The sequence below is a fragment of the Pseudoduganella umbonata genome (assembly GCF_014192225.1).
Lineage (GTDB): Bacteria > Pseudomonadota > Gammaproteobacteria > Burkholderiales > Burkholderiaceae_D > Rugamonas > Rugamonas umbonata.
The window spans coordinates 280,476-301,273 of record NZ_JACHXS010000004.1; the positions used below are offsets into that span (position 1 = coordinate 280,476).

The 20,798-nt window shown below is 63.9% G+C and carries 20 protein-coding genes and 1 pseudogene; 8 read left to right on the forward strand and 13 right to left on the reverse strand.

Features of this window, described 5'->3' with window-relative positions:
- Nucleotides 1-11: 11 nt before the first annotated feature.
- The 5 genes from FHS02_RS13115 to FHS02_RS13135 all read right to left on the reverse strand — a co-directional run bounded on the left by FHS02_RS13115 (nt 12) and on the right by FHS02_RS13135 (nt 6,389).
- Complete coding sequence (locus FHS02_RS13115; protein WP_137317121.1) at nt 12-635, reverse strand: exopolysaccharide biosynthesis protein; 624 nt, start codon at nt 633-635, stop codon at nt 12-14.
- Nucleotides 636-824: 189 nt separating this feature from the next.
- The gene (locus FHS02_RS13120; RefSeq protein WP_175424961.1) at nt 825-3,224 is read right to left on the reverse strand and encodes a hybrid sensor histidine kinase/response regulator; all 2,400 of its coding nucleotides are present in this window, start codon (nt 3,222-3,224) and stop codon (nt 825-827) included.
- A gap of 127 nt (nt 3,225-3,351) precedes the next feature.
- Entirely contained in the window at nt 3,352-4,806 is a 1,455-nt protein-coding gene (locus FHS02_RS13125; protein WP_137317119.1) for a Ppx/GppA phosphatase family protein, read from the reverse strand.
- A gap of 121 nt (nt 4,807-4,927) precedes the next feature.
- A complete protein-coding gene (locus FHS02_RS13130; RefSeq protein WP_137317118.1) occupies nt 4,928-6,112 on the reverse strand; it encodes a GGDEF domain-containing protein in 1,185 nt (394 codons plus the stop codon).
- A gap of 1 nt (nt 6,113) precedes the next feature.
- Nucleotides 6,114-6,389 carry a hypothetical protein gene (locus FHS02_RS13135; RefSeq protein ID WP_137317117.1) on the reverse strand — a complete coding sequence of 92 codons (276 nt, stop codon included), beginning with the start codon at nt 6,387-6,389 and terminating at the stop codon, nt 6,114-6,116.
- A 157-nt stretch (nt 6,390-6,546) separates the two neighbouring features.
- Here FHS02_RS13135 and FHS02_RS13140 point away from each other — a divergent pair, with 157 nt between their 5' ends.
- From FHS02_RS13140 to FHS02_RS13150, 3 genes are all read left to right on the forward strand, one after another.
- Nucleotides 6,547-7,338, forward strand: coding sequence for a methyltransferase domain-containing protein (locus FHS02_RS13140; protein WP_137317116.1), 792 nt, complete (start codon nt 6,547-6,549; stop codon nt 7,336-7,338).
- A 129-nt stretch (nt 7,339-7,467) separates the two neighbouring features.
- Nucleotides 7,468-10,362, forward strand: coding sequence for a bifunctional diguanylate cyclase/phosphodiesterase (locus FHS02_RS13145; RefSeq protein WP_137317115.1), 2,895 nt, complete (start codon nt 7,468-7,470; stop codon nt 10,360-10,362).
- Nucleotides 10,363-10,401: 39 nt separating this feature from the next.
- Nucleotides 10,402-10,632 (forward strand): hypothetical protein, encoded by a 231-nt coding sequence (locus FHS02_RS13150; protein WP_229422440.1) that lies wholly within the window; start codon nt 10,402-10,404, stop codon nt 10,630-10,632.
- A 135-nt stretch (nt 10,633-10,767) separates the two neighbouring features.
- Here the strand turns inward: FHS02_RS13150 and FHS02_RS13155 are convergent, their stop codons facing one another.
- Nucleotides 10,768-11,247 carry an acyl-CoA thioesterase gene (locus FHS02_RS13155; protein ID WP_137317790.1) on the reverse strand — a complete coding sequence of 160 codons (480 nt, stop codon included), beginning with the start codon at nt 11,245-11,247 and terminating at the stop codon, nt 10,768-10,770.
- A 106-nt stretch (nt 11,248-11,353) separates the two neighbouring features.
- Between FHS02_RS13155 and FHS02_RS13160 the strand changes: the two genes are divergently transcribed.
- The gene (locus FHS02_RS13160; RefSeq protein ID WP_137317113.1) at nt 11,354-12,682 is read left to right on the forward strand and encodes a M16 family metallopeptidase; all 1,329 of its coding nucleotides are present in this window, start codon (nt 11,354-11,356) and stop codon (nt 12,680-12,682) included.
- Nucleotides 12,679-14,085, forward strand: coding sequence for a M16 family metallopeptidase (locus tag FHS02_RS13165; protein WP_137317112.1), 1,407 nt, complete (start codon nt 12,679-12,681; stop codon nt 14,083-14,085). The genes FHS02_RS13160 and FHS02_RS13165 overlap by 4 nt, the downstream gene beginning before the upstream one ends.
- Before the next feature lie 153 nt (nt 14,086-14,238).
- Here the strand turns inward: FHS02_RS13165 and FHS02_RS13170 are convergent.
- The 3 genes and pseudogenes from FHS02_RS13170 to FHS02_RS13180 form a co-directional block, all read right to left on the reverse strand.
- Nucleotides 14,239-14,499, reverse strand: a pseudogene (locus FHS02_RS13170) (transposase); the annotation flags it as partial.
- Nucleotides 14,500-14,560: 61 nt separating this feature from the next.
- Nucleotides 14,561-15,346 carry a hypothetical protein gene (locus FHS02_RS13175; RefSeq protein WP_137317111.1) on the reverse strand — a complete coding sequence of 262 codons (786 nt, stop codon included), beginning with the start codon at nt 15,344-15,346 and terminating at the stop codon, nt 14,561-14,563.
- A complete protein-coding gene (locus FHS02_RS13180) occupies nt 15,310-16,035 on the reverse strand; it encodes an MAC/perforin domain-containing protein (RefSeq protein ID WP_137317110.1) in 726 nt (241 codons plus the stop codon). The genes FHS02_RS13175 and FHS02_RS13180 overlap by 37 nt, the downstream gene beginning before the upstream one ends.
- 1,030 nt (nt 16,036-17,065) lie before the next feature.
- Here FHS02_RS13180 and FHS02_RS31530 point away from each other — a divergent pair.
- A complete protein-coding gene (locus FHS02_RS31530; protein WP_137317109.1) occupies nt 17,066-17,320 on the forward strand; it encodes an NIF family HAD-type phosphatase in 255 nt (84 codons plus the stop codon).
- A gap of 86 nt (nt 17,321-17,406) precedes the next feature.
- Here FHS02_RS31530 and FHS02_RS13190 read toward each other — a convergent pair whose 3' ends face one another.
- The 3 genes from FHS02_RS13190 to FHS02_RS31850 form a co-directional block, all read right to left on the reverse strand.
- Complete coding sequence (locus tag FHS02_RS13190) at nt 17,407-18,573, reverse strand: alkene reductase (RefSeq protein WP_137317108.1); 1,167 nt, start codon at nt 18,571-18,573, stop codon at nt 17,407-17,409.
- Nucleotides 18,574-18,760: 187 nt separating this feature from the next.
- Nucleotides 18,761-19,120, reverse strand: a complete 360-nt coding sequence (locus FHS02_RS13195; protein ID WP_137317107.1) for a hypothetical protein — start codon at nt 19,118-19,120, stop codon at nt 18,761-18,763.
- 69 nt (nt 19,121-19,189) lie between these two features.
- Nucleotides 19,190-19,318, reverse strand: coding sequence for a hypothetical protein (locus tag FHS02_RS31850; protein WP_259772477.1), 129 nt, complete (start codon nt 19,316-19,318; stop codon nt 19,190-19,192).
- A gap of 191 nt (nt 19,319-19,509) precedes the next feature.
- On the opposite strand from FHS02_RS31850, the gene FHS02_RS13200 reads away from it, so the two are divergent.
- Entirely contained in the window at nt 19,510-19,695 is a 186-nt protein-coding gene (locus FHS02_RS13200) for a hypothetical protein (protein WP_137317106.1), read from the forward strand.
- 51 nt (nt 19,696-19,746) lie between these two features.
- Here the strand turns inward: FHS02_RS13200 and FHS02_RS13205 are convergent, their stop codons facing one another.
- Entirely contained in the window at nt 19,747-19,956 is a 210-nt protein-coding gene (locus tag FHS02_RS13205) for a hypothetical protein (RefSeq protein WP_137317105.1), read from the reverse strand.
- Between the two features lie 191 nt (nt 19,957-20,147).
- Between FHS02_RS13205 and FHS02_RS13210 the strand changes: the two genes are divergently transcribed.
- Nucleotides 20,148-20,756 carry a sulfite oxidase-like oxidoreductase gene (locus tag FHS02_RS13210; protein WP_137317104.1) on the forward strand — a complete coding sequence of 203 codons (609 nt, stop codon included), beginning with the start codon at nt 20,148-20,150 and terminating at the stop codon, nt 20,754-20,756.
- Nucleotides 20,757-20,798 lie beyond the last annotated feature (42 nt).

Genomic DNA, 20,798 nt, shown 5'->3' on the forward strand with positions numbered 1-20,798 from the left:
GGGGAGTCTTGTCAGGCGCTCAGGCGGTTGAACGCCTCGCGCGCGGCCAGGCCGCCGCCGGTGACGAGTACGCCGAAGTACGCGATCGTGACCAGGTTGGCAATGTAGCCCAGCAGCACGCACACGCCATCGCGCTGCAGCAGGCCGATGGCGAAGAACAGCAGCGCCACGGCCGGGAAGGTATTGCTGAACGGGATCATCCCGAACGGCATCATCAACAGCACGGCGCCCAGGATCATCGACACGTCGTTCATGCGGTTCACGGCGCCATCGGCGACCAGCCAGCGGATGCGGTTGGGGCGGCTGACGCGTTCGATCTTCTGCAACCACGGCAGCGCCTTGCGCAATACCGGGCGCAGCTTCCTGGTGCCGATCACCTTCTCGCGCATCCTTGCCGGAATCCACAGCTCGCGCCCGAACAGGCGCGACAGGCCGATCAGCAGGATCGCGCCGCCGAACACGGTACTGACGCCGGGAATCGATACGGGAATCAGGAACACCAGCGTGAGCAGCGCGGTCAGCAGCAACAGGCCGTCGTTGCCGACGCGATGGATCAGTTCGCTCAGCGTGATGCCGGTGCGCGGCAGCGAGCGGACCAGCGTGCGGATTCGTTGTGAAATGGTTTCACCGTGCATGAGATTCTTTCGTGGTTGTGCGCTGGTGCGCGCTGATGTGCCCTCATGCGCACTCTAATGCACGCATGTACCCGCAAGTACCTGCATGGGCCTGCATGTGCGATTAAATGCGGCATGCATGGCGCTTATCAAGCCGCGCGGCGCCATAGTATAGCGAATATTGCCAACAAGGCAAAAGCCAGTGCTCTGTCACGTTGCCGACGCCGAATCCGTCAACACGGCAGCCAGTCGTGCGCTGTCGATCGGCTTGGCGAAGTGCTGGTCGAAGCCGGCGCGCAGTGCCGCCAGCCGGTCCTGTTCCTGGCCATAGCCGGTGACGGCGATCAGCGTCGCCCGCGCCGTCTCGGGCTGCGACCGGAGCTGTCGCGCCAGTTCGTAACCGTCCATGTCGGGCAAGCCGATATCGAGCAGGTAAATGTCCGGCAAGTCGATGCGCGAACGTTCGATCGCCCGGCGCGGGTGATTGACGACGATCGCCTGGTGTCCCATCGCTTCGACGACGATGCCCAGCATCTGCGCCGCATCGGCATTATCGTCCACCACCATGACCTTCAGTTTCCGGCACGCGCCATGCGTGGCCGCCGGGCCCGCTTCAAGGACAACGTTGGCGGCCACGTCGTCCAGGCGCGGCAGCCGTACGGCGAAGCGGCTGCCCATGCCGACGCCGCCGCTGTGTACGGCGATGCGGCCGCCATGCAGTTCCACCAGGCTGCGCACCAGCGCCAGGCCGATGCCGAGGCCGCCCTGCGACCGGTCCGAGGTGCGCGCCGCCTGGGTGAACAGCTCGAATGCCAGGGCCTGGAATTCCGGCGTCAGGCCGATGCCGCTGTCGGCAACGGCGAGCTCGACCTCGCCGCCGTCGAGCGCCATGGCCAGCTCGATGTCGCCGCCCTCCGGCGTATATTTGGCCGCGTTGTTGAGCAGGTTGGAAACAACCTGGACGAGCCGCTTGGCATCCCCCATGACGAAGACAGGATCCGGCGGCACCACCACGGCCAGCGCGTGGCGCCGCGCCTCGATGAGCGGCCGCACCTGTTCGACGGCATCGGCCAGGACCTTCTTTGCATCGAGCCTTGTCTTGTCCAGCTTTACCAGGCCGCGTGTGACGCGCGAAACGTCCAGCAGGTCGTCGACCAGCCCGGTCATGTGCTTGACCTGGCGCGCGATGATGCCGCTGGTTTGCCGGTTCCGGGCTTCATCCGCCTTGCCCAGCGCCAGCAGATCGGCCGCCGCGGCGATCGGCGCCAGCGGGTTGCGCAACTCGTGGGCCAGCATCGCCAGGAATTCGTCCTTGCGCCGGTCGGCCTGGCGCAACGCGTCCTCGGCCTTGATGCGGTCGCTGATGTCCATCTGCGCCACCACCGCGCCGACGATCGCGCCCTCGCGGTCCCTCACCGGGGCGCCCGTGATCAGGACCGTGCGACGGACCGGGGGCACGTCGAACGATTCGATCGTCACCAGGTCGCGCGGATGTTGCTCGCCGTCCAGGATGCGGGCAGTGGTCCATTCGCGGGGCCCCAGCAGCCTTCCGTGCCGTTCCGAGTGATCGGCCCACCAGCCTTTCCAGGCATCGAACTGGTCGACGTCCGTGGCGCCGGGCTGCCGCTCGCCCCATAGCTGGCGGTGGGCTGCGTTGGCGAGCAGGATCGCACCCTTTGCATCGCTGACGACGATCCCCACCGGCGCCGCCTGCAACAGCGCGTCCAGCCGGTACCGCTCGGATTCGGCCTGCCGCGCCGACTCGATGGCGGCGCTCTCGCTGCGGCGCAGCGTTTCCGTCATGCGCTTCTGTTCGGTGATGTCCTTGAACAGCAACGCCACTCTCGGGCCGTCGTCTTCCTCGATCCGGAAGGCGAACACGTCGAACCAGCGGTCGAGGGCCCTGGCCTGGTTTTCGAAACGCAGCGGTTCGCCCGTCGTGGCAACCCGGCCATAGATGTCGAACCAGTGGGATTCGTGTTCCGGCGCCAGTTCGCGCATGGATCTGCCCACCGCGTCGACCAGGCCGGTCTGGTGCCGGAAGCTGGGATTGGTGGCGCAGAACACGTAGTCGACAGGGTGGCCGCGTTCGTCGAACACCATCCGTATGATGCAGAACCCTTCATCGATCGACTCGAACAGCGAGCGATAGCGCTCCTCGCTTTTGCGCAGCGCCGCCTCGGCCATTTTCCGGTCGTGCAGGTCGGACGCGCCGAACCACAGGCTGATATGGCTGATCCCGCCGGCGGCGTCGAATACGGGCGTATTGACGGCGCTCCAGTCGCGTTCCTCGACGCGGGTACCGCCCGGCGTCGCGACGGGAATGCGATATCTCTGCACGGCCATCGTGTCGGCGCACCGGTCCTGCAGGACCCGCTGCAGGGATGCCCGCAGGTTCGCCACGCCGGTGGCCGACGGATCGGCGGGATTGTCGGGGAAGACGTCGAACAGGTAGCGGCCGGCGATGTCGTCGCGCACTGTTTTCGTCGCCTGCAGGTACGCCTGGTTAACGGACGCGACGTGCAGTGTTGCCGTGACCACCAGGCAAGGCGCGGGCGCGGCATCGAACAGGGCCTGATAGTCGGGCGCGGCGATGGGTGAAATGTGCAAGTCTGGTTCCTTGGCCTCGATGACGGGGCTGCGGCACCGGGGCGTTCCGCGGCAGCAGCATCGCTGCCGAGAATGCCACAATCTCCCGAAAAACGGCGTCACCGAGCCCGCCGGCCCGCCCGAGGCTTCAGGTCACGGTGCGCAGGCCCAGGTCCACGCCAACTTCGTCCCAGTTTTCCTGTTCCTTCTCGATCCAGTACGACAGCGTCGGATGACCGCTGACGAGCGCGCGCGGCAATTCCAGTTCGATGCGGTTCTTCATCCGCAGCTTCGGCTGCGCATCGGCCACGGCGATGCGCGCGTGCATGAAGACGATCGCCAGCCGCAGCGCGACCACGGCACGGGCGAAGTCGCCGTCGGCGAGGAATTCCTCGACCTTGCGCAGGTTGCCTTTCTGCGCCATCAGCAACCGGCTCATCGTGCGCTGCTCGCGGTCCGTGAAGCCCGGCAGGTCGGCATGCTCGATCAGGTAGGCGGCATGCTTGTGGTGGCCGGTCTGCGACACGGCCTGCCCCACCTCGTGCAGCAGCGCGCTCCAGTACAGCAGGCGGCTGGTGGCCTCGCTGGACGGCTTCAGCTGCTCGAGCAGCGCCAGCGCATCGTCGGCCACACGCGCGGCGCGGGCCTCGTCCACGTGGAATTTGCGGGCGAAGTCGCGCGCCGACTGCTCGCGGCGGTCGCGCCGCATCTCGCGCATGGTCAGGTCCCACATCACGCCCATCCGCAGGCCGGCCTCGATCGGCGTCAGCTCGTCGATATCGAGTTCGTGCATCACGCCGATCAGGATCGCCAGGCCGCCCACCACTGTCGATGCCCGGTCCGGGCGCAGGCCCGGCAGGTCGATGCGGTTGACGTGGCCCAGCGCGATGAAGCGCTGCTTCAGCGCCTCCAGGCTGTCCGGCGTGATGCCCTTGCCCAGGCCGTTTTTCTCGATGACCTCGGCGATCGAGCGGATCGTGCCGGACGAGCCGTAGGCCCGTTTCCAGAACTGCGGCATGTACGGCGGCGCGCCATCCTCGAAATGGCTGCGCGCGGACAGGATGGCCGCCTCGTACGACGGCGCGTCGACATAGCCGTTGACGAAGAACGCCAGGCTCTGCTTCACGCTGCCCACGCTGAACGACTCCACCCGCTCGATGTCGGGGCCGCGGCCCAGGATCAGCTCGGTCGAGCCGCCGCCGATGTCGACCACGAGGCGCCGCTCGTTCGGCTGGGCCAGCGCGCTGGCCACGCCCATGTAGATCAGCCGGCCCTCTTCCTCGCCGGAAATGATCTCGATCGGAAAACCAATGGCCTCCTCGCACTGCGGCAGGAACGTGGCGATATTCTGCGCCTGGCGCATGGTGGACGTGGCCACCACCCGCACCGCGTCGAGCTGGTAGGCCGACAGCGTGATCGCGAAGTTCTGCAGGCAGGCGATGGCGCGCTGCTGGGCCGCTTCGGTGAGGTTGCCGGCGGCATCGAGTCCGGCGGCAAGCCGGATGGGTTCGCGCATGCTCTTCAGCACGCGGATCGTGTCGCCATCGTGTTTGCCTATCGACAGGCGGAAACTGTTCGATCCGAGATCGACCGCTGCATACATCGGAGAATCCATTTATATTGTTTATATAGAAAATCCTATCACATTAGACCGCCCGCATGACGGCTTGATGACAGGATCGCGTGCGGGCATTGCCGCCGGCGCACGGTTGCGGACGAACCGCTCAGGTGCCCGTGCTTTCGCCTTCCTGCGGTGGCTGCGCGGCCACGACGTTGTTGCGGCCGCGCAGCTTGGCCGCCTGCAGCGCCTCGTCGGCACGCTTGAACAGGCTGACGGTGGAATCGTCGGCGCGGATCGTCGTCACGCCCAGGCTGGCGGTCAGCGAGATCACCGCGCGCTCGGCCTTCACCGGATTGGCTTCGATCGAGGCGCGGATCCGCTCGGCCACGTGGACAGCGTCGGCCAGCGTGGTGCGCGGCAGCTGGATCGCGAACTCGGCGCCGCCCAGCCGGCCCATCAGGTCGCTGTCGCGCAACTGGCGGCGACAGGCTTCGACCATGGCCTTCAGCACCTTGTCGCCCACCGCGTGGCCGTAATGGTCGTTGACGCGCTTGAAGCCGTCCAGGTTGAGGATCAGCAGCGCGGTCGGCGTGCCGGGGCGGCGCGCCAGCGCCAGCCACGGCGCCAGCGCCCCGTAGAAGCCGCGGCGGTTCGGTACGTCCGTCAGCGCATCCACCACTTCCAGACGCGCCAGTTCGCCCTGCAGCGTCTCGCGCGCCAGCAGCAGGTAGCCGGTACTGCCGATCAGCATCGCCAGGTAGAATGCCACATAGCCCACGCCCTGCAGGTGGACCGGCGCGACACCGGCCCAGCCCTGCAGCAGCCCGAGCGACAGGGCCATGGCCAGCAGGCCGCGGCCGGCGATCGCCAGCCCCAGCACCGACAGCGACACCGCCAGGAAACGCCGCAGCATCGTTGCCTGGCGCCAGCCGGACACCAGGGCCGCCGCGCCGGCAAGATAGAACGCGCCGACGATGGCCGAACCTGCCGCCACCCGTATACCGGTCTCCACGCCCGCCACGAAGCAGGCCAGCCAGGCGGCGGCGCATGCGCCCAGCGCCGGCAGGACCACGCGCCGCCAGCCGGGGCGCCCGGCACGCTCCCACAGCGCGCCGGCATCGAACGCCACGCCGGCAAACAGCAGCACGTTGGCGACCGGGCCGGCCAGCAGTTCGGGAATCACACCGCGGAAATACAGCAGCAGCCAGGCCACCGCCTGGAGTTGCCGGGCCAGCGCGAAGCTGGCCAGCCCGCCGCGCTGGCGGTTGTCCGTATCGTGGAAGAACAGCGCTGCGCACAGCGCCAGGTTACCGAGCGCCAGGGTGAGGACCAGCGTCCTGACGTCCACGTCAGATCTCGTGCTCGACGTTGGTGGTGCCGTCGCCCACTTTCGATGCCCACGCCCGGACGAAGAATTCCTTTTCCTCCTCGCTCGGCGCGTCGTGCCAGAACACGATCAGCGTGCCCTTGTGGTCATGCAGCTGGCTGCATTTCTCGATGAAGTTCTGCCGGCCTGCCACATCGGCCAGCGCGGCCGCATAACCATACACGCGGTTCAGGCGCTCGATGCGGTCGGGCTCCGTGAAGCTGTTGGTGGCGGTAATGGTCGGGTGGTCCAGGAACATCAGTAATCTCCATCGAGAGCCGGCCGTGCCGGTGGGTCAGTGTACCGATAAACCGTTTTAAGGTATTGTCGTGCAAACCCGGCCGCCGGGGTACACTTTTGCGAGCCCGAGAGCTTAGCAGAAAGCGTTCCCGGCACCAACCGATGCAAAGTCGCCAATGTCCCAGTCCCTCGATCCCGCCGCCAGCCACGCGCCGGCCCCGCCCGTGCTCAGCCGCCGCAAGGGCCGCCTGACACTCGAATTCGTGCCCGGCGAAGTGCAGAGCCAGATGGACCTGGCCGATCCGCACCGGCTCGTGCTGGCCTATGCGCGGGCGATGATGTGCTTCGTGCTGTTCAAGCCACGCCCGGCGCACATCGTGATGGTCGGCCTGGGCGGCGGTTCGCTGGCCAAGTTCTGCCACCGCTACCTGCCCGATGCGCGCATCACGGTGCTGGAACTGTCGGCCGACGTGATCGCGCTGCGCGAGCACTTCGCGGTGCCGCCGGACAGCGAGCGCTTCCACGTGATCCATGCCGATGCGGCGCACCACATGCCACGATTGGCCGGCAGCGCCGATGTGCTGCTGGTCGACGGCTTCGACGCGGCCGGCCTGCCGCCCGTACTGGGCAGCGCCCGCTTCTACGCCGACTGCCGCCGCGCGCTGAAGCCCGACGGGCTGCTGGTCGCGAACATGTTCAGCTACGATCCCCACTACGGGGCCATGAAGCACCGGCTGCGCCAGGCATTCAGCGACAACGTGTGCCAGTTCCGCGGCATCGCCGGCAACAACCACATCCTGTTTGCGCTGCGGCCGGCCAGCGCCGCCACCGCCCGTTCCGCCACGCCTGCGCACCGCCTGGTGCAACGCGTGGCGCTGTGCGGCGCGCTGTGGCCCGGCCTCGCGCCGCTCAACCGGTTGCTGGCGCACTGGGTGGTTGCGCGGCTGCGGCACCGCGCAGCCCGTTGACCGTCAAGATGTAATTCGGCAACACTTAGTGCCATTTAATTAGATTCCACTCGGCAACTTTATCGATTCATGCCACACTGACGGCCGGGCCCGATTGCCCGACGGTTTGGTTGAAACGACAGGAGTTCCATGGCACGCAGGTTTACCCCGGTATCGCTGGCGGCGGCAGTCACGCTCGCGGCCGGCCTGTGCGTGACGGGCGCACTGTTCCTCGCCGTCAGCGCGCTCGAATACGGCAAACAGTCGGAAGGCTTCCAGCAGCGCGCCAACCTGCGCGTGGCGGCGATCCGGCGCGGCCTGGACGATGCCGTCGAAGTGCTCACGGTGACCAACCAGCTGTTCCGCACGATGCCCGAGGTGACGCAGGAGCAGTTCAGCGACTTCGCCCGGCCGCTGCTGCAGCGCCATCCGTTCATGCTGTCGTTCACGCACCAGCGCTGGATGACGCACGACGAGCGCCTTGCCTTCGAGGCGCGCGTGGCGGCCGGCCGGCCCGGCTTCACGGTCACCGAGATCCGTGCCGGCCAGATCGTGCCTGCCGCGAAGCGCGAGCGTTACCTCGTCGCCGAACTGTTCGCGCCGCTGACGACGCAGCCCGGTACCCTGGGCCTGGATGTCTGGCCGCTGGCCGCCACGCCGGCGACGGCGGAGCGGATGCTCCACACCGGCAAGCCGGCCGCCACCCCGCTCGTCAGCGTGATGCAGCCGGTACAACGCGACAGCTTCGTGCTGCTGATGCCGCTGTACCGCCCTGGCATGCCGACCGAAACGCCGCGGCAGCGCCGCGCCGCGTGGAGCGGGGAGACCGCCGCGCTGGTGCGCGCCCCGCACCTCGTGCACACGATCCTGCAATACGGCGGCCTGCTCGACGACCCGCACCTGCTGCTGCGGGTGTACGCCGGCGATGACGCCGAACTCGTCTACACCACCGGCGCCGAGACCGACGCGGACGACCGCCGCTGGTTCACGCCCCCGCCCTGGCTGGACATCCATCGCCCCGAGCACGTGGCAAAACGCTTCGACCTGCTGGGCCAGACCTGGCATGTCCGCGTCGATGCCCTGCCGCGCCCGTTCCTGGCCGACCATGCCGGTTCGCTGATCGCGCTGGTGGGCGGCCTGCTGTTCTCGCTGCTGGCTGCCGCCCTGGTCCACACGCTGGAGCAGCGCTCGCGGCGCGTGCAATGGCTGGTCGACGAGCGCACTGCCGACCTGCGGCGCAGCAACGCGCAACTGAACGACGACGTGGCGGCACGCAAGCGCACCGAGCGCGCATTGCAGGAGAGCGAGCACCGTTTCCGGCGCCTGCTCGCGCTGTCTTCCGACTGGTACTGGGAGCAGGACGCCAACTTCTGCTTCACCCAGATCACCGACGGCTTCTTCGACAAGGCACGCGTGCAGCGCAAGGACTACATCGGCCGCACGCGCTGGCAGATCGCGCCCGGCTACCTCGAGTCGAAGGTCGGCCGCGACCATTACGCACTGCTGCAAGCGCGGCAGCCGTTCGCCAACCTGGAGCACGAGATCACCGGCAACGACGGCATCACGCGCTGGTTCCAGTCCACCGGCGAACCGGTCTACGATGCGCAGGGCGAGTTCCGCGGCTACCGCGGCACCGGCAGCGACATCACCGAACGCAAGATGACCGAACAGCGCATCCGCCACATCGCCCACCACGATGCGCTGACGGGACTGCCGAACCGCATCCTGCTGCAGGACCGGCTGGCGCAGGCGGTGGCCTGGGCCAACCGGGGCGGACGCCGCATGTGGGTGCTGCTGATCGACCTGGACCGCTTCAAGTTCGTCAACGATACGCTGGGCCACAAGGCCGGCGACCAGCTGCTGCGCACGATCGCCGGCCGGCTGCGCGCCGCGGTGCGGGAATCGGACACGGTGGCACGGCTGTCGGGCGACGAATTCGTGGTGATCCTCTGCGAACACGCCGACTCCGCCCTGGTGGACGAGGTGGTCGAACGCATCATGGGCGCGCTGGCGCAGCCGATGACGCTGGAAGGCAAGGAGTTCTGCGTTACCTGCAGCATCGGCGTGGCCGCCTACGCGGCGGACGGCACGCCGGCCGACCACCTGATCGAGCATGCCGATATCGCGATGTACGCGGCCAAGAAGCTGGGCCGCAACCGCTGGCAGTTCTACCACGATGCGATGAACGAGCAGACCGAGGAACGGCTGCGCATCGAGGGTGCGCTGCGCAGCGCGCTGGAACGCAATGAGTTCGTGCTTCATTACCAGCCGCAGGTGGACCTGGCGAGCGGCCGCATCGTCGGCATGGAGGCACTGCTGCGCTGGCAGCACCCGGAGCTGGGCATGGTGCCGCCGCAGCGCTTCATCGGCCTGGCCGAGGAGACCGGCCTGATCGTGCCGATCGGCGCCTGGGTGCTGCGCACCGCCTGCGCGCAGGCCAAGGCGTGGAACGACATGTGGGAGCTGTGCGGGCTGGCGCCATTGCGCGTGGCCGTCAACCTGTCGGCACGCCAGTTCGCCCAGCCGGACCTGGTGGCGTCCATCGCCGCGGTGCTGGACGACACCGGCCTGCCGGCCGCCTGCCTGGACCTGGAACTGACGGAAAGCCTGTTCGTCGACGACGTGGCGCAGGCCCTCGACCTGCTGCACCAGCTGAAGGCGCTGGGCGTGGCGCTGTCGATCGACGATTTCGGCACCGGCTACTCGAGCTTCTCGTCACTGCGCACCTTCCCGATCGACGTGCTGAAGATCGACCGCTCGTTCGTGGCCGACATCGCCAGCGATGCCGACGAGGCGGCGATCGTCGTGTCGATCATCGCGCTGGCCCACAACCTGAAGTTGCGGGTCATCGCCGAAGGGGTAGAATCTACGGCTCAGCTCGAATTCCTGCGCGCCCACGGCTGTGACGAAATGCAGGGCTATCATTTCAGCCGGCCGGTGCCGGCCGAGGAATTCGGAAAGATGATCCGGAGCGGCCGCTCGCTGGCGGCGGAGTTACGAAGGGAGCCGGCGCCGGAACCGGAACCCATTCCCCTGCCCGCCTAGCGGGCCGGCCGGAAACGAAAAAAAACAGGGATGGCAACAATGAATGCACGAGTCAAGAAACAGTATCTGCTGAAACCGCAACACGCGCGCACCAACCGCAAGATGCGCGACCTGGTCGACCAGGCCGTGACCGCGATGCCCGAGGTGGGCATCCGCAAGTCCGCCGAATTCCTCGCTTCGATGCACGTGCCGGTCGAGGTGGCGGTACGCGCCCTCGTGTACCCGAAGCGGCGGCGTACCGTCACGCCGCCGTCGTACCGCCGGCGCTGACTCGCTGCCAACACAAAACCGGTGACAGGCTCCAGTTTTTTTGAAACACAAAACCGGTGACAGGCTCCAGTGTTTTTGGAACACCTGTTGCAGATTAATAGGTGCCTGTCACCGGTTTTGTCACCGGTTTTGCCGTTACTGGCCCTTGGCCTTGTTCTTGGCCCCGTGCAGCGCCAGCCGCGCGGCCTTGCGCGCTTCGGCCTGTTCGAAGCGGGCGATCTGCTCCGGCGTTTCGGGCACCAGCGGCGGCACGGCCACCGGCTTCCGGTCCTTGTCCACCGCCACCATCGTGAAGTAGCAGCTGTTCGCGTGCCGCACCAGCCGCTGCTGGATGTTTTCCGTCACCACGCGAATGCCCACTTCCATCGACGTGCGCCCCGTGTAGTTCACCGATGCCAGGAACGTCACCAGTTCGCCCACGTGGATCGGCTGCAGGAACATCACCTGGTCCACCGACAGCGTGACGACATAGCTGCCCGAATAGCGGCTGGCGCACGCGTAGGCCACGCTGTCGAGGAATTTCAGGATCGTTCCGCCATGCACGTTGCCGGAGAAATTGGCCATGTCGGGTGTCATCAGGACGGTCATCGTCAGCTCGTGGGCCGACCAGTGCATTGCGCTTTCCATCGTGCTTTCCATGTGGATGAGGGGTCCTACACATTCTAACGGCAATGTCGTATGCTTGCGCATCATCAATAATCGACATCGAAGGGATCCACCCATGAAGTGGAAATTCGCCGCCACCGTCGCGGCAGCTCTTGCCAGCCATGTGCTTGCCAGCTCTGCCCACGCCGCGTTCACGGCCGACCAGGTCAAGTCGTTCACGCTCGCCAACGGCATGAAGTTCATCGTCCTGGAAAGCAGCACGATCCCGAACGCGAACATGTACACGTTCTGGAAGGTGGGCTCGCGCAACGAAGCACCCGGCACCACCGGCCTGTCGCACTTCTTCGAACACATGATGTTCAACGGTTCGAAGAACTACGGGCCGAAGATGTTCGACCGCACGATGGAAGCGAACGGCGGCAGCAACAACGCCTACACCAGCAGCGACGTGACGGTGTACCAGGACTGGTTCCCTGCATCGTCGCTCGAAACCATCTTCAGGCTTGAAAGCGACCGCATCGCGCACCTGACGATCGACCCGAAGATGGTCGAGAGCGAGCGCGGCGTGGTGCTGTCGGAACGCAGCACCGGCCTGGAAAACTCCAACGTGCGCATGCTGATGGAAGACCTGAACAGCGTGGCGTTTTCCGCCCACCCGTATTCATGGCCGGTCATCGGCTTCGAGTCGGACATCAAGGCATGGACGCAGCAGGACCTCGTCAACTACTTCCGCACCTACTACGCGCCGAACAACGCGGTGTCGGTGATCGTCGGCGACGTGAAGGCCGACCAGGTGAAGACGCTGGCCACGAAATACTTCGGCGCGATCCCCAAGCGCGCCATGCCGCCGGCCGTGAAAACGGTGGAACCGGAGCAGAAAGGCGAACGGCGGCTGTTCGTTGCCAAGCCGTCGGCCACGTCCGCCAACCTGATGGTGGCCTACAAGGTGCCGCGCGCGGACAGCCCCGATTACTACGCGCTGAACGTGCTGCAAAGCGTGCTCACCGAAGGCAAGACCTCACGGCTGTACAAGGCGCTGGTGGAAAAGCAGCTGGCCACGTCGGTCGGCGCCGATGCCACCGACGGCTTCGACCCCGGCCTGCTGTACGTGTTCGCGGTGGCCGCCGACGGTGTCGCGGGTGCGAAGGTGGAGAAGGCGCTGCTCGACGAGATCGACAACGTGGTGAAGAACGGCATCAGCGCGCAGGAACTGCAGGCCGTGAAGAACAAGAAGCTCGTCAACCTGTACCGCGCGCAGGAAACCATCAACGGCAAGGCCCAGCAGCTGGGCAACTACGAGACCTTCTTCGGCGACTGGCGCGAACTGTTCGACGCGCCGGCCGAATACGAGAAGCTGACGCCGGCCGACATCCAGGCCGTGGCCGCCCGCTACCTGAAGAAATCGCAGCGCACCATCGGCATGCTGGCCGCGAAGGAAGAATGATGAAGAAACTGGTATTCGCCACTGCCCTGGTGGGCGCCGCCGCGGGCGCGCAGTCCGCTGAATTCAAATTGCCGCCGTTCGAGACGACGAAGCTGCCGAACGGCCTGACCGTGATGCTGATGGAGCGCCACGAGGTGCCGCTGATCGCCGTGCGCGCCGTCGTCCGGGCTGGTGCCGTCAACGATGGCAAGCAGGCCGGCCTGGCCAACCTGACGGGCGACGCGATCCTGCTGGGCAGCGAAAAACACGCCAAGGCCGCGATCGACGAAGCGTTCGACTTCCGCGGCGCGCTGCTGTCCGGCGGCAGCGGCACCGAGCAGACCACCGTGCAGGCGAACTTCGCGAAGAGCGATGCGGCGGCCCTGCTGCCGCTGTTCGCCGAGATCGTCCAGCAGCCCGCCTTCGAGGCCGCCGAACTGGACAAGCTGAAGAACCGCAAGGTCAGCGGCCTGAAACAGGCCAAGGAAAGCCCGCGCCAGGTGGCCGGCACGTATTACCGCAGCATGCTGTATGGCGATGCGCCCTATGCCAGCCCGGCCGCCGGCACCGTCGGCAGCCTGTCGGCGCTGCAGCGCCGCGACGTGCAGGGCTTCCACGGCCGCTACTTCCGGCCGGACAATGCGGCCGTGATCGTGGTCGGCGATTTCGACCCGGCCGCGATGCGCCGGCAGATCGAAACGCTGTTCGGGCAGTGGAAGGCGGAAGGCCCTGCGCCGCAAGGCACCAGCTACGGCAGCCCGGTGGCCGACAAGCCGCGCGTATGGCTCGTCAACAAGCCCGATGCGATCGAGACCACCTTCGTCATCGGCGGCGCCGGCATCGCCCGCAACGATCCCGACTACGTGCCGCTGCAGGTGCTGAACACGGTGCTGGGCGGGCGCTTCACGTCATGGCTGAACGACGAACTGCGCGTGAACTCAGGCCTCACCTACGGCGCCAACAGCGCTTTTGCGCCGCTGGCGCAATCGGGCGTGTTCTCGATGTCGAGCTTCACCGCGTCGGCCAAGACCGAGGCGGCGCTGGACCTGGCGCTGAAGACGTACAACCGGCTGTGGGCAGAGGGCAAACAGGGCGGCATCGACAAGGCCACGCTCGATTCGGCCAAGGCGTATGTGAAAGGCCAGTTCCCGCCCCGCTTTGAAACGGGCGAGCAGCTCGCCAGCCTGCTGGGCGACATGTATGCGCTGGGCGTGGACCGCGGCCAGATCGACAACTTCATGCGCGACGTCGACGGCCTGACGCCCGCCAAGGCCAAGCAGCTGGTGGACCGGCACTTCCCGCGCAATAACCTGCAGATGCTATTGGTCGGCAAGGCCGATGACATCCGCAAGGTGGCTGCCAAGTATGGCGAGGTGACGGAGCTCGATATCAGTGCCGATGGGTTCAAGCCGGTTGTGAAGTGAGTGCCGGGGGCCACTGGATGAATTGAAAGGTGTGGGGCGTACGCAGCGGGTTGGATGGGGTGCTTTCGGCCAGGAGCGGTCACTAGACGCGTAGGCGGAGCAGTCCAGCAATGAGGTCGCTCGCTCGACTATGCAACGTAACTAGATACCGGCATCGCCTGGTCGAGATCGTTGACGCTGGGCGTCAGCCTTGATCATGCTGGCGTCGGTCGCAAATCTCTCACCCTGAACTAAACCTTCAGCCATACAACGCCGAAGAACGGAATCGAACAGCTGGCGAAAAGCGTCGTGATCACGGAAACGGCCATGCCGGTTCTTGGATAAACTGGAGTGATCCGGAACCTTGTCTCTCAGTCCAAGCCGACAGAACCAGCGGTACGCCAAGTTCATGTTGACTTCTTCGCATAGCCGCCGGTTGCAATTAGCGGGTTTCCAATGTGCCACTCTTGTTGCGGCTGAGGTTTCCAGAAATCTCTTAACTTAACGGCATACCCATCGAACCCAATCCATTAAAGGTTGGTGGTAACTTGGATGAATCCGAATTCTTAACAATGACAACTTCCGAAGTGCCTCCGAACCAGTCAGACAACCGAATATCCTCTTCATTTCCGGTCATAATGTTAAATGCCCGATATGTTCGTGGAGAACCGAATTCGGATAGGACGTTGACTACACACGGCGATATAAATGTTTGGAAGTCTATTGGACCATTCGTGTAAAGGCGGAAGGATATCCACCAGGTGTTCACCTGGAAATCACCTAGAATTTCTAAAGATTTTATTTTATTCTTTAAATCTGGCGGCAGGGGGCCGGCAAAAACCTCACGACGCTCTCCCGTTCTCGATGGCCCAGTGTATATGATCACCCGAGGTTGCAACCCGACTGGTGGCTCGACAGGTGGTGGGGACACTTCAACAGGTCGCATATAAAGCGGTATTGACTGTTTTGGTGGTTCGTATCCAACATCATCCTCTACGGATCCAACTTCTTTGAGGAGCAGCCGATGAGACTCCTCGAATTGCGGAAGTAAATCGCGAGCCTCTTCTACTGCATTATCGGTAAAACGCTCGGAATTCGCTAATACGCTTTTTATGTCGGCTATAACGTCCAGAAGTCGTGACGAAGCTATAGCAAGTGTGTCTAATCTAAAAATTTGGTCTCGTACAAGCTTACGCACGGCGAGGCCAAGATCCCCAGATATTTCTTTAACATATTCATAGCCCTCTAACCAGATTTCTCGAACATATGCATTTTCTCGCATAACCGTACTGGGAAAAGCGTCCGCTGCACTAAAGAAATCCTTCCATACATCGGATGCAGGACTAAATGATCCGCCAGCGTGTTGATAGTTGATCTTAATTTTTTTCCGCTGAGAATTTTTTCCAATACTTGATTGTGGGATGCTGCGCCTCCACCTTGGCCGTAGCCCATCACCCCGCTTGCACTCAGTTCCGCCATTAATTGCAAGCGCTCATGATACGAATTTGTTTCAATTTGGAGCAAACCAACTAGAGTAGCGCCTAATTGCTGCCCCTGTACAAAATGCGTTCCATATTTCAATACAAATTCTTGGGGTGTTACTTCGTCCACACTTGGATCTTCCGCAATCGCCTTCCCGACTACTTCGGTCGCTAACTGTACGTCGACTGCAACAAAAATACGGACCGAGTACGCTGAGCTGTTCTTCATTAACGATTGAGTAACGCTTCCGGACGCAGAGAAAACGCCATTTCCGAATGACGCCCTCGCGGCGCTAGTTTTTGTTTCAAGAAACTTTGCCGAACTTTCTGCGAAAACTAAATCGAACGTCGTTTTCTTGGCTTGTACGCCGTCGATAGTTCTTACCTCCACAACTTCTGGAAGAACAGTGCTTTTCAGATTTCCAGTAGCCCAATCTACACCCCGTCCGATTTCAATTGGCATTTCTTCTAGCAAGATAAGCTTTGGCATCTCGTCTCCTTAGTCATCGGTCGGAAAGAAATCGTGTCATGACTGCGGTCTTATGGCAAGTCAAGTGTAGTGGGCCTTTAATCGAGGTGCAATAAATATTTGCAAGTATTAGGTACGCCTTCAGAAAACAACGATTTCACATAGCAACTAGCTCTGTCCCGCAGTCCGCGCCTAATGAGCAACTGCTTTTGCTATCGTGCGGTGTTAAAGCCCGTGCAGGAGAGCACACCAAGTACTGCTGCCTGTGGGGGGCCTTACTACCATTTTTCGCAAAACCGGCACCTTCTACACTTAGCTTACAATTTGGGAATCTGCTCCCTCCCTGGCTGTTGCGTAGAGTGGCCTACAACCACCGCAACCACTTTTTCTGTCGAACACGCTGCGCTCACGATCCGAGAATCATAGCGACCTATTGAGGGGGAGACTTAGAGGAAGGGAACGGTTGGGTTAGGTCAGCCTTCAACTTGAGTTATAACTCCTGTTATAAATCAAGATGCTGTAGAAGGGTCATCAGCGGTTCTAAGAAAAGCAATTTCGAACACAAACATTGCAACAGGCCCAAGTTGCCCTAGGTCTTCGTGAGCAGGGCGCAACCGTATCGCCCATATTGAACGGGGCCATTCCTCGGACTTTCAGTCCTCCACACTAGTTGTCCGTCCCGGCGACAAGACCGTCATCAAGCGTGGGCCAGATTTGTGGTCGATTCGGTGGCACTACTAGCCGGACCGACCGCCGATGGCCAGGTGCATTTGTCTGCGTTGGCCATTACCTGAAGCGTACCGATCCTGCTTTCTCACCGGCCGTGTACGGATACTCGGGCCTTGTGGACATGCTGAAGACCTACGATTTACTCATGCTCACGAAGGCTGAAGGCGGCCACTATACCGTCGAGCTAGCGCCTGGCGATATGACCGGCGTCGCGTCTCTCGCCTGACGAAAAGACGCCACTGAGCTTAGCCAGCGGTTCGCTCCATTCCGGCAATACTGATAGCTCCCCGACTGGTCTACAACTGGGACGGCCTAACGCAATGTGAGCCGCAAGCAAAGTGCCAACGTCCGCTTTGGGGCGGAAGCTGCCGTTTACTCGCTGAAGCACGACTATTCCGCGGACGAAATCATCACGATCGACGACAGTCCCGAAAAACTGCACCGGCAGCCCACCCGGCATCTTTGCGTGCCGGCTTTCACCGGCAATCCATCGGACACGGACCTGCTCGGCGTTATCGAACGCATCAAGGCATCGGCACAAATCCGGTCACCCACGACATCACCGAAGCAACCCTGATGACAATATCGGCGGAGAGGGACACCGACCGATAGTCCTTCCCGGACAGGCTGCGGCGCCGCACCCTCCCCTTATCCGTCCACCAATCAAGCCGCCCGCATATCCAGCGCCGGATAATCCGTCAATCCCTGCGCCCCGCCGCCGAACAGCGTATCGCGGTCGTGCGCGGCCAGCGGCGCGTCGCTGCGCAGGCGCGCCGGCAGATCCGGGTTGGCGACGAATGGACGGCCGAAGGCGATCATGTCGGCCCAGCCTTCGCACAAGGCGGCGCGGGCGCGTTCGGCCGTGTATTTGCCGGCGTAGATCAGCAGGCCGGGGAAGGCGGCGCGCAGGCGCCGCTTGAAGTCGACGGGCATCTCGGGCGCGTCGTCCCAGTCGGCTTCGGCGATGTGGATATAGCCCACACCGATTTCACCGAGCAGTTTTGCGGCGGCCACGTAGGTGGTTTCCGGATCGGCGTCGACGCAGCCGTTCAGCGTGGTCAGGGGCGCCAGGCGGATGCCGACGCGGGCCTGGTCGCCGGTGCCCTCCACCAGTGCCGTGGCCACCTCGCCGAGGAAGCGCAGGCGGTTCGCCAGCGTGCCACCATAGGCATCGGTGCGCGTGTTCGCGTTCGAATCGATGAACTGGTTGACCAGGTAGCCGTTGGCGGCATGCAGTTCCACGCCGTCGAAGCCGGCCGCCATGGCATTGCTCGCGGCCTGGCGGTAGTCGTCGACGATGGCACGGATTTCATCGGCGGACAGCGCGCGCGGCATCGAGGCCTGCACGAAGCCCGGCTTGCCGTCCGTATCGACGAAGACATTGACGCCCTCGGCCTGCAGGGCCGACGACGACACGGGCACCTGCCCGTCCAGCAGGCTGGTGTGGCTCAGGCGCCCCACGTGCCACAACTGGGCGAAGATGCGGCCGCCCGCCGCGTGCACGGCGCCGGTCACGGCGCGCCAGCCATCGACTTGTGCCGGCGTGTGGATGCCGGGCGTCCATGCATAGCCCTTGCCGAGCGGTGAAATCCAGGTCCCCTCGCTGACGATCAGGCCGGCGCTGGCGCGCTGCGCGTAGTACTCGGCCATCAGCGCGTTGGGCACGTCGCCTGGCTGGCTGGCGCGCGAGCGCGTCATCGGCGGCATGACGATCCGGTTGGGGAATTCGACGGCGCCGAGGCGGCAGGGCTGGAACAGCGGGTCGCCGCGATCGGTCGCGTCGGCAGGGTTCGTGTTCGTGGCGTCGGCGCCATGGGCGGGGATACGCATTGCAAACTCCTCGGATGTGGTCGATGGAGCGTAGTATGCGTGGCTTATCCTTGCGGATTAAGCCCTATAGGAACGAATTACTTTTGACTGAGCGTCAAGAATAAAATGCGATAGAGATCGCTGCGGGCCAGGCGATGGCGGAAGAACCCGATCCGGCAAACCGGTCCTGGTGCCTCCGCCGGTATTCCTACAGCCCCTGCGCCTCGATATCGGCCAGCGTCTCGCGGCCCTTGTCGGTGACGGCAAAGCCGGTATCGGCCGGGACGATATGGGATTTCTTGCCGAGGAAGGCAATCACCTCGTCGTCGACCTTGGCGACGGGATCGTCCGCCAGCGCGCGCAGGCCGAGAATGCAGCGGCGCAGGAACAGCTTTTCCTTGCCCTTGTCGGTCAGCGACAAGTGGCCGTTACGGGCGAACGACAACATCTTCAGGCCGGACAGGCGCTTCGTGTTGCGGGCAACGCAGGCGCTGGGCCTGCCCTGGATACCGCGGCGCACTTCGTCCAGCGCGTTGTATTCGTCGGTAGTGAGTTTTTCGTCTTTCATTGAACCTGTTCCATGATGGCGTATGCGGCCGTCATGGTACGCGGGCCGGAGGCCCCCCGCAAGCAAGGCTTACTTGAAAGCCTTGAATGCCAGCAGAAAAACACCCAGTCCCGCGGCCATGCCGGCCAGCAGCATGCGAAGGCGCTCGGTACGGCTGCGGCGGCCAAGATAAATTTTGTTGTGCAGAGAATTACCCATGACAGTCTCCAGATGAATCGTTTATTACTGGCTCAATTATAGGAACACTTCAGTGACGCGACTGTGACAGCCAGCACAAATAACCACATCCTGTATGTAGTTAGCAACAGCTGTGTCCTTCTCGTCAATATGGCGCCGCTGCAAACGCCCCCTTGCTACGATGACTCATTTACTACTCACAGGAGAAGACGATGAGCGCAGCGCAGAAGAACGACAAAGCGAACGACCACGCGGCGGACAATTCGGAAAATGGCGGCCACATGATCAACGAGCCCGATATCGGCAGCGGCGAGAAATCGCCGGGCGAGAAGGAAACCGAAGAGCAGATCCGCCAGATTCCCCAACACACGCCCACGCCGCCGAAAGACGGCAAGTAAGCGGATCGCGCCGCCCGTGCCGCCCGGAAGTTAATGCTCAGTGCATCCTGCTCAGTGCATCTTGATCGGCGGCGGCGGCGCGCTCGGCTCTTCCACCGGCGGGATCTCGCTGGGCGGCTTTTCGATCGGTGGCGGCTGGTTCGGCGGATCCTCTCCCGGCGGCGGGGTATCGGGGTCGGGGGTGATATGGGCCGATATCGGGGACAACACCGGTCCCGATATCGTTTCCAGCGTCGTCAGGCGCTCCAGGTCTCCACTCATAATGATGCTCCTCATTAAATATTGCTAAAAAGCTTATCACTACCGGCGCGAACACGGCGCCCGGATCAGCCCAGGCGTAACGCTGCCCCGCTCCCGCCGGCCGGCCATGCCGAATGGCAGAGGCCTTCAACCGGCAGCGGCGGTTTACACTGTCGCATCACTTTCACTGCCGCTTCATCAGCGAGTACACCATGAGCACACGAGGATTCACGGGCCGCCGGCCCGGCGCCGATGCGGCGCGCCGCCTGCCGCCCGGCCAGCACGAAACCGACGATTTCCCCGTGCTGTCGCTCGGCCCGGCGCCGGCGATCAACCTGGCGAGCTGGCGCTTCACGCTGCGCCACGGCGCCCGCCCGCTGGCGAGCTGGGACTGGGAACAGTTCCTGGCCCTGCCCCGCACCACGTGGCGCGGCGACATCCACTGCGTCACCACGTGGAGCAAGTTCGACACGCTGTGGGAAGGCGTTTCGGTCGACGACCTGCTCGCCGCGGCCGGCGTCGCCCCGCCCACCGCATTCCTGCTGGCGCAGTCGTACGACGAGTACGACACCAACGTCCCGGTTGCCGACCTGGTCAACGGCCAGGCGATGGTCGCCACGCATTTCGACGGCAAGCCGCTGGCGGCGGAACACGGCGGCCCGGCGCGGCTGCTGGTGCCGCACCTGTATTTCTGGAAAAGCGCCAAGTGGATCAGGGGCCTGAAGTTCACGGAGAAGGATGAAGCGGGCTTCTGGGAATTGCGCGGCTATCACATGCGCGGCGATCCGTGGCGCGAGCAGCGCTACGGGGACGATGAATGACGGACGACGAATGACGCACGATGAATGGGGGCGACGAATGAG

What these genes read in the sequence shown, in the direction of transcription:
- FHS02_RS13115 (WP_137317121.1), bottom strand. Translation starts at nt 635, where the DNA reads ATGCACGGTGAAACCATTTCACAACGAATCCGCACGCTGGTCCGCTCG.
- FHS02_RS13125 (WP_137317119.1), bottom strand. Translation starts at nt 4,806, where the DNA reads ATGTATGCAGCGGTCGATCTCGGATCGAACAGTTTCCGCCTGTCGATA.
- FHS02_RS13135 (WP_137317117.1), bottom strand. Translation starts at nt 6,389, where the DNA reads ATGTTCCTGGACCACCCGACCATTACCGCCACCAACAGCTTCACGGAG.
- FHS02_RS13140 (WP_137317116.1), top strand. Translation starts at nt 6,547, where the DNA reads ATGTCCCAGTCCCTCGATCCCGCCGCCAGCCACGCGCCGGCCCCGCCC.
- FHS02_RS13145 (WP_137317115.1), top strand. Translation starts at nt 7,468, where the DNA reads ATGGCACGCAGGTTTACCCCGGTATCGCTGGCGGCGGCAGTCACGCTC.
- FHS02_RS13150 (WP_229422440.1), top strand. Translation starts at nt 10,402, where the DNA reads ATGAATGCACGAGTCAAGAAACAGTATCTGCTGAAACCGCAACACGCG.
- FHS02_RS13155 (WP_137317790.1), bottom strand. Translation starts at nt 11,247, where the DNA reads ATGCACTGGTCGGCCCACGAGCTGACGATGACCGTCCTGATGACACCC.
- FHS02_RS13160 (WP_137317113.1), top strand. Translation starts at nt 11,354, where the DNA reads ATGAAGTGGAAATTCGCCGCCACCGTCGCGGCAGCTCTTGCCAGCCAT.
- FHS02_RS13165 (WP_137317112.1), top strand. Translation starts at nt 12,679, where the DNA reads ATGATGAAGAAACTGGTATTCGCCACTGCCCTGGTGGGCGCCGCCGCG.
- FHS02_RS13175 (WP_137317111.1), bottom strand. Translation starts at nt 15,346, where the DNA reads ATGCGAGAAAATGCATATGTTCGAGAAATCTGGTTAGAGGGCTATGAA.
- FHS02_RS13180 (WP_137317110.1), bottom strand. Translation starts at nt 16,035, where the DNA reads ATGCCAAAGCTTATCTTGCTAGAAGAAATGCCAATTGAAATCGGACGG.
- FHS02_RS13190 (WP_137317108.1), bottom strand. Translation starts at nt 18,573, where the DNA reads ATGCGTATCCCCGCCCATGGCGCCGACGCCACGAACACGAACCCTGCC.
- FHS02_RS13195 (WP_137317107.1), bottom strand. Translation starts at nt 19,120, where the DNA reads ATGAAAGACGAAAAACTCACTACCGACGAATACAACGCGCTGGACGAA.
- FHS02_RS31850 (WP_259772477.1), bottom strand. Translation starts at nt 19,318, where the DNA reads ATGGGTAATTCTCTGCACAACAAAATTTATCTTGGCCGCCGCAGCCGT.
- FHS02_RS13200 (WP_137317106.1), top strand. Translation starts at nt 19,510, where the DNA reads ATGAGCGCAGCGCAGAAGAACGACAAAGCGAACGACCACGCGGCGGAC.
- FHS02_RS13205 (WP_137317105.1), bottom strand. Translation starts at nt 19,956, where the DNA reads ATGAGTGGAGACCTGGAGCGCCTGACGACGCTGGAAACGATATCGGGA.
- FHS02_RS13210 (WP_137317104.1), top strand. Translation starts at nt 20,148, where the DNA reads ATGAGCACACGAGGATTCACGGGCCGCCGGCCCGGCGCCGATGCGGCG.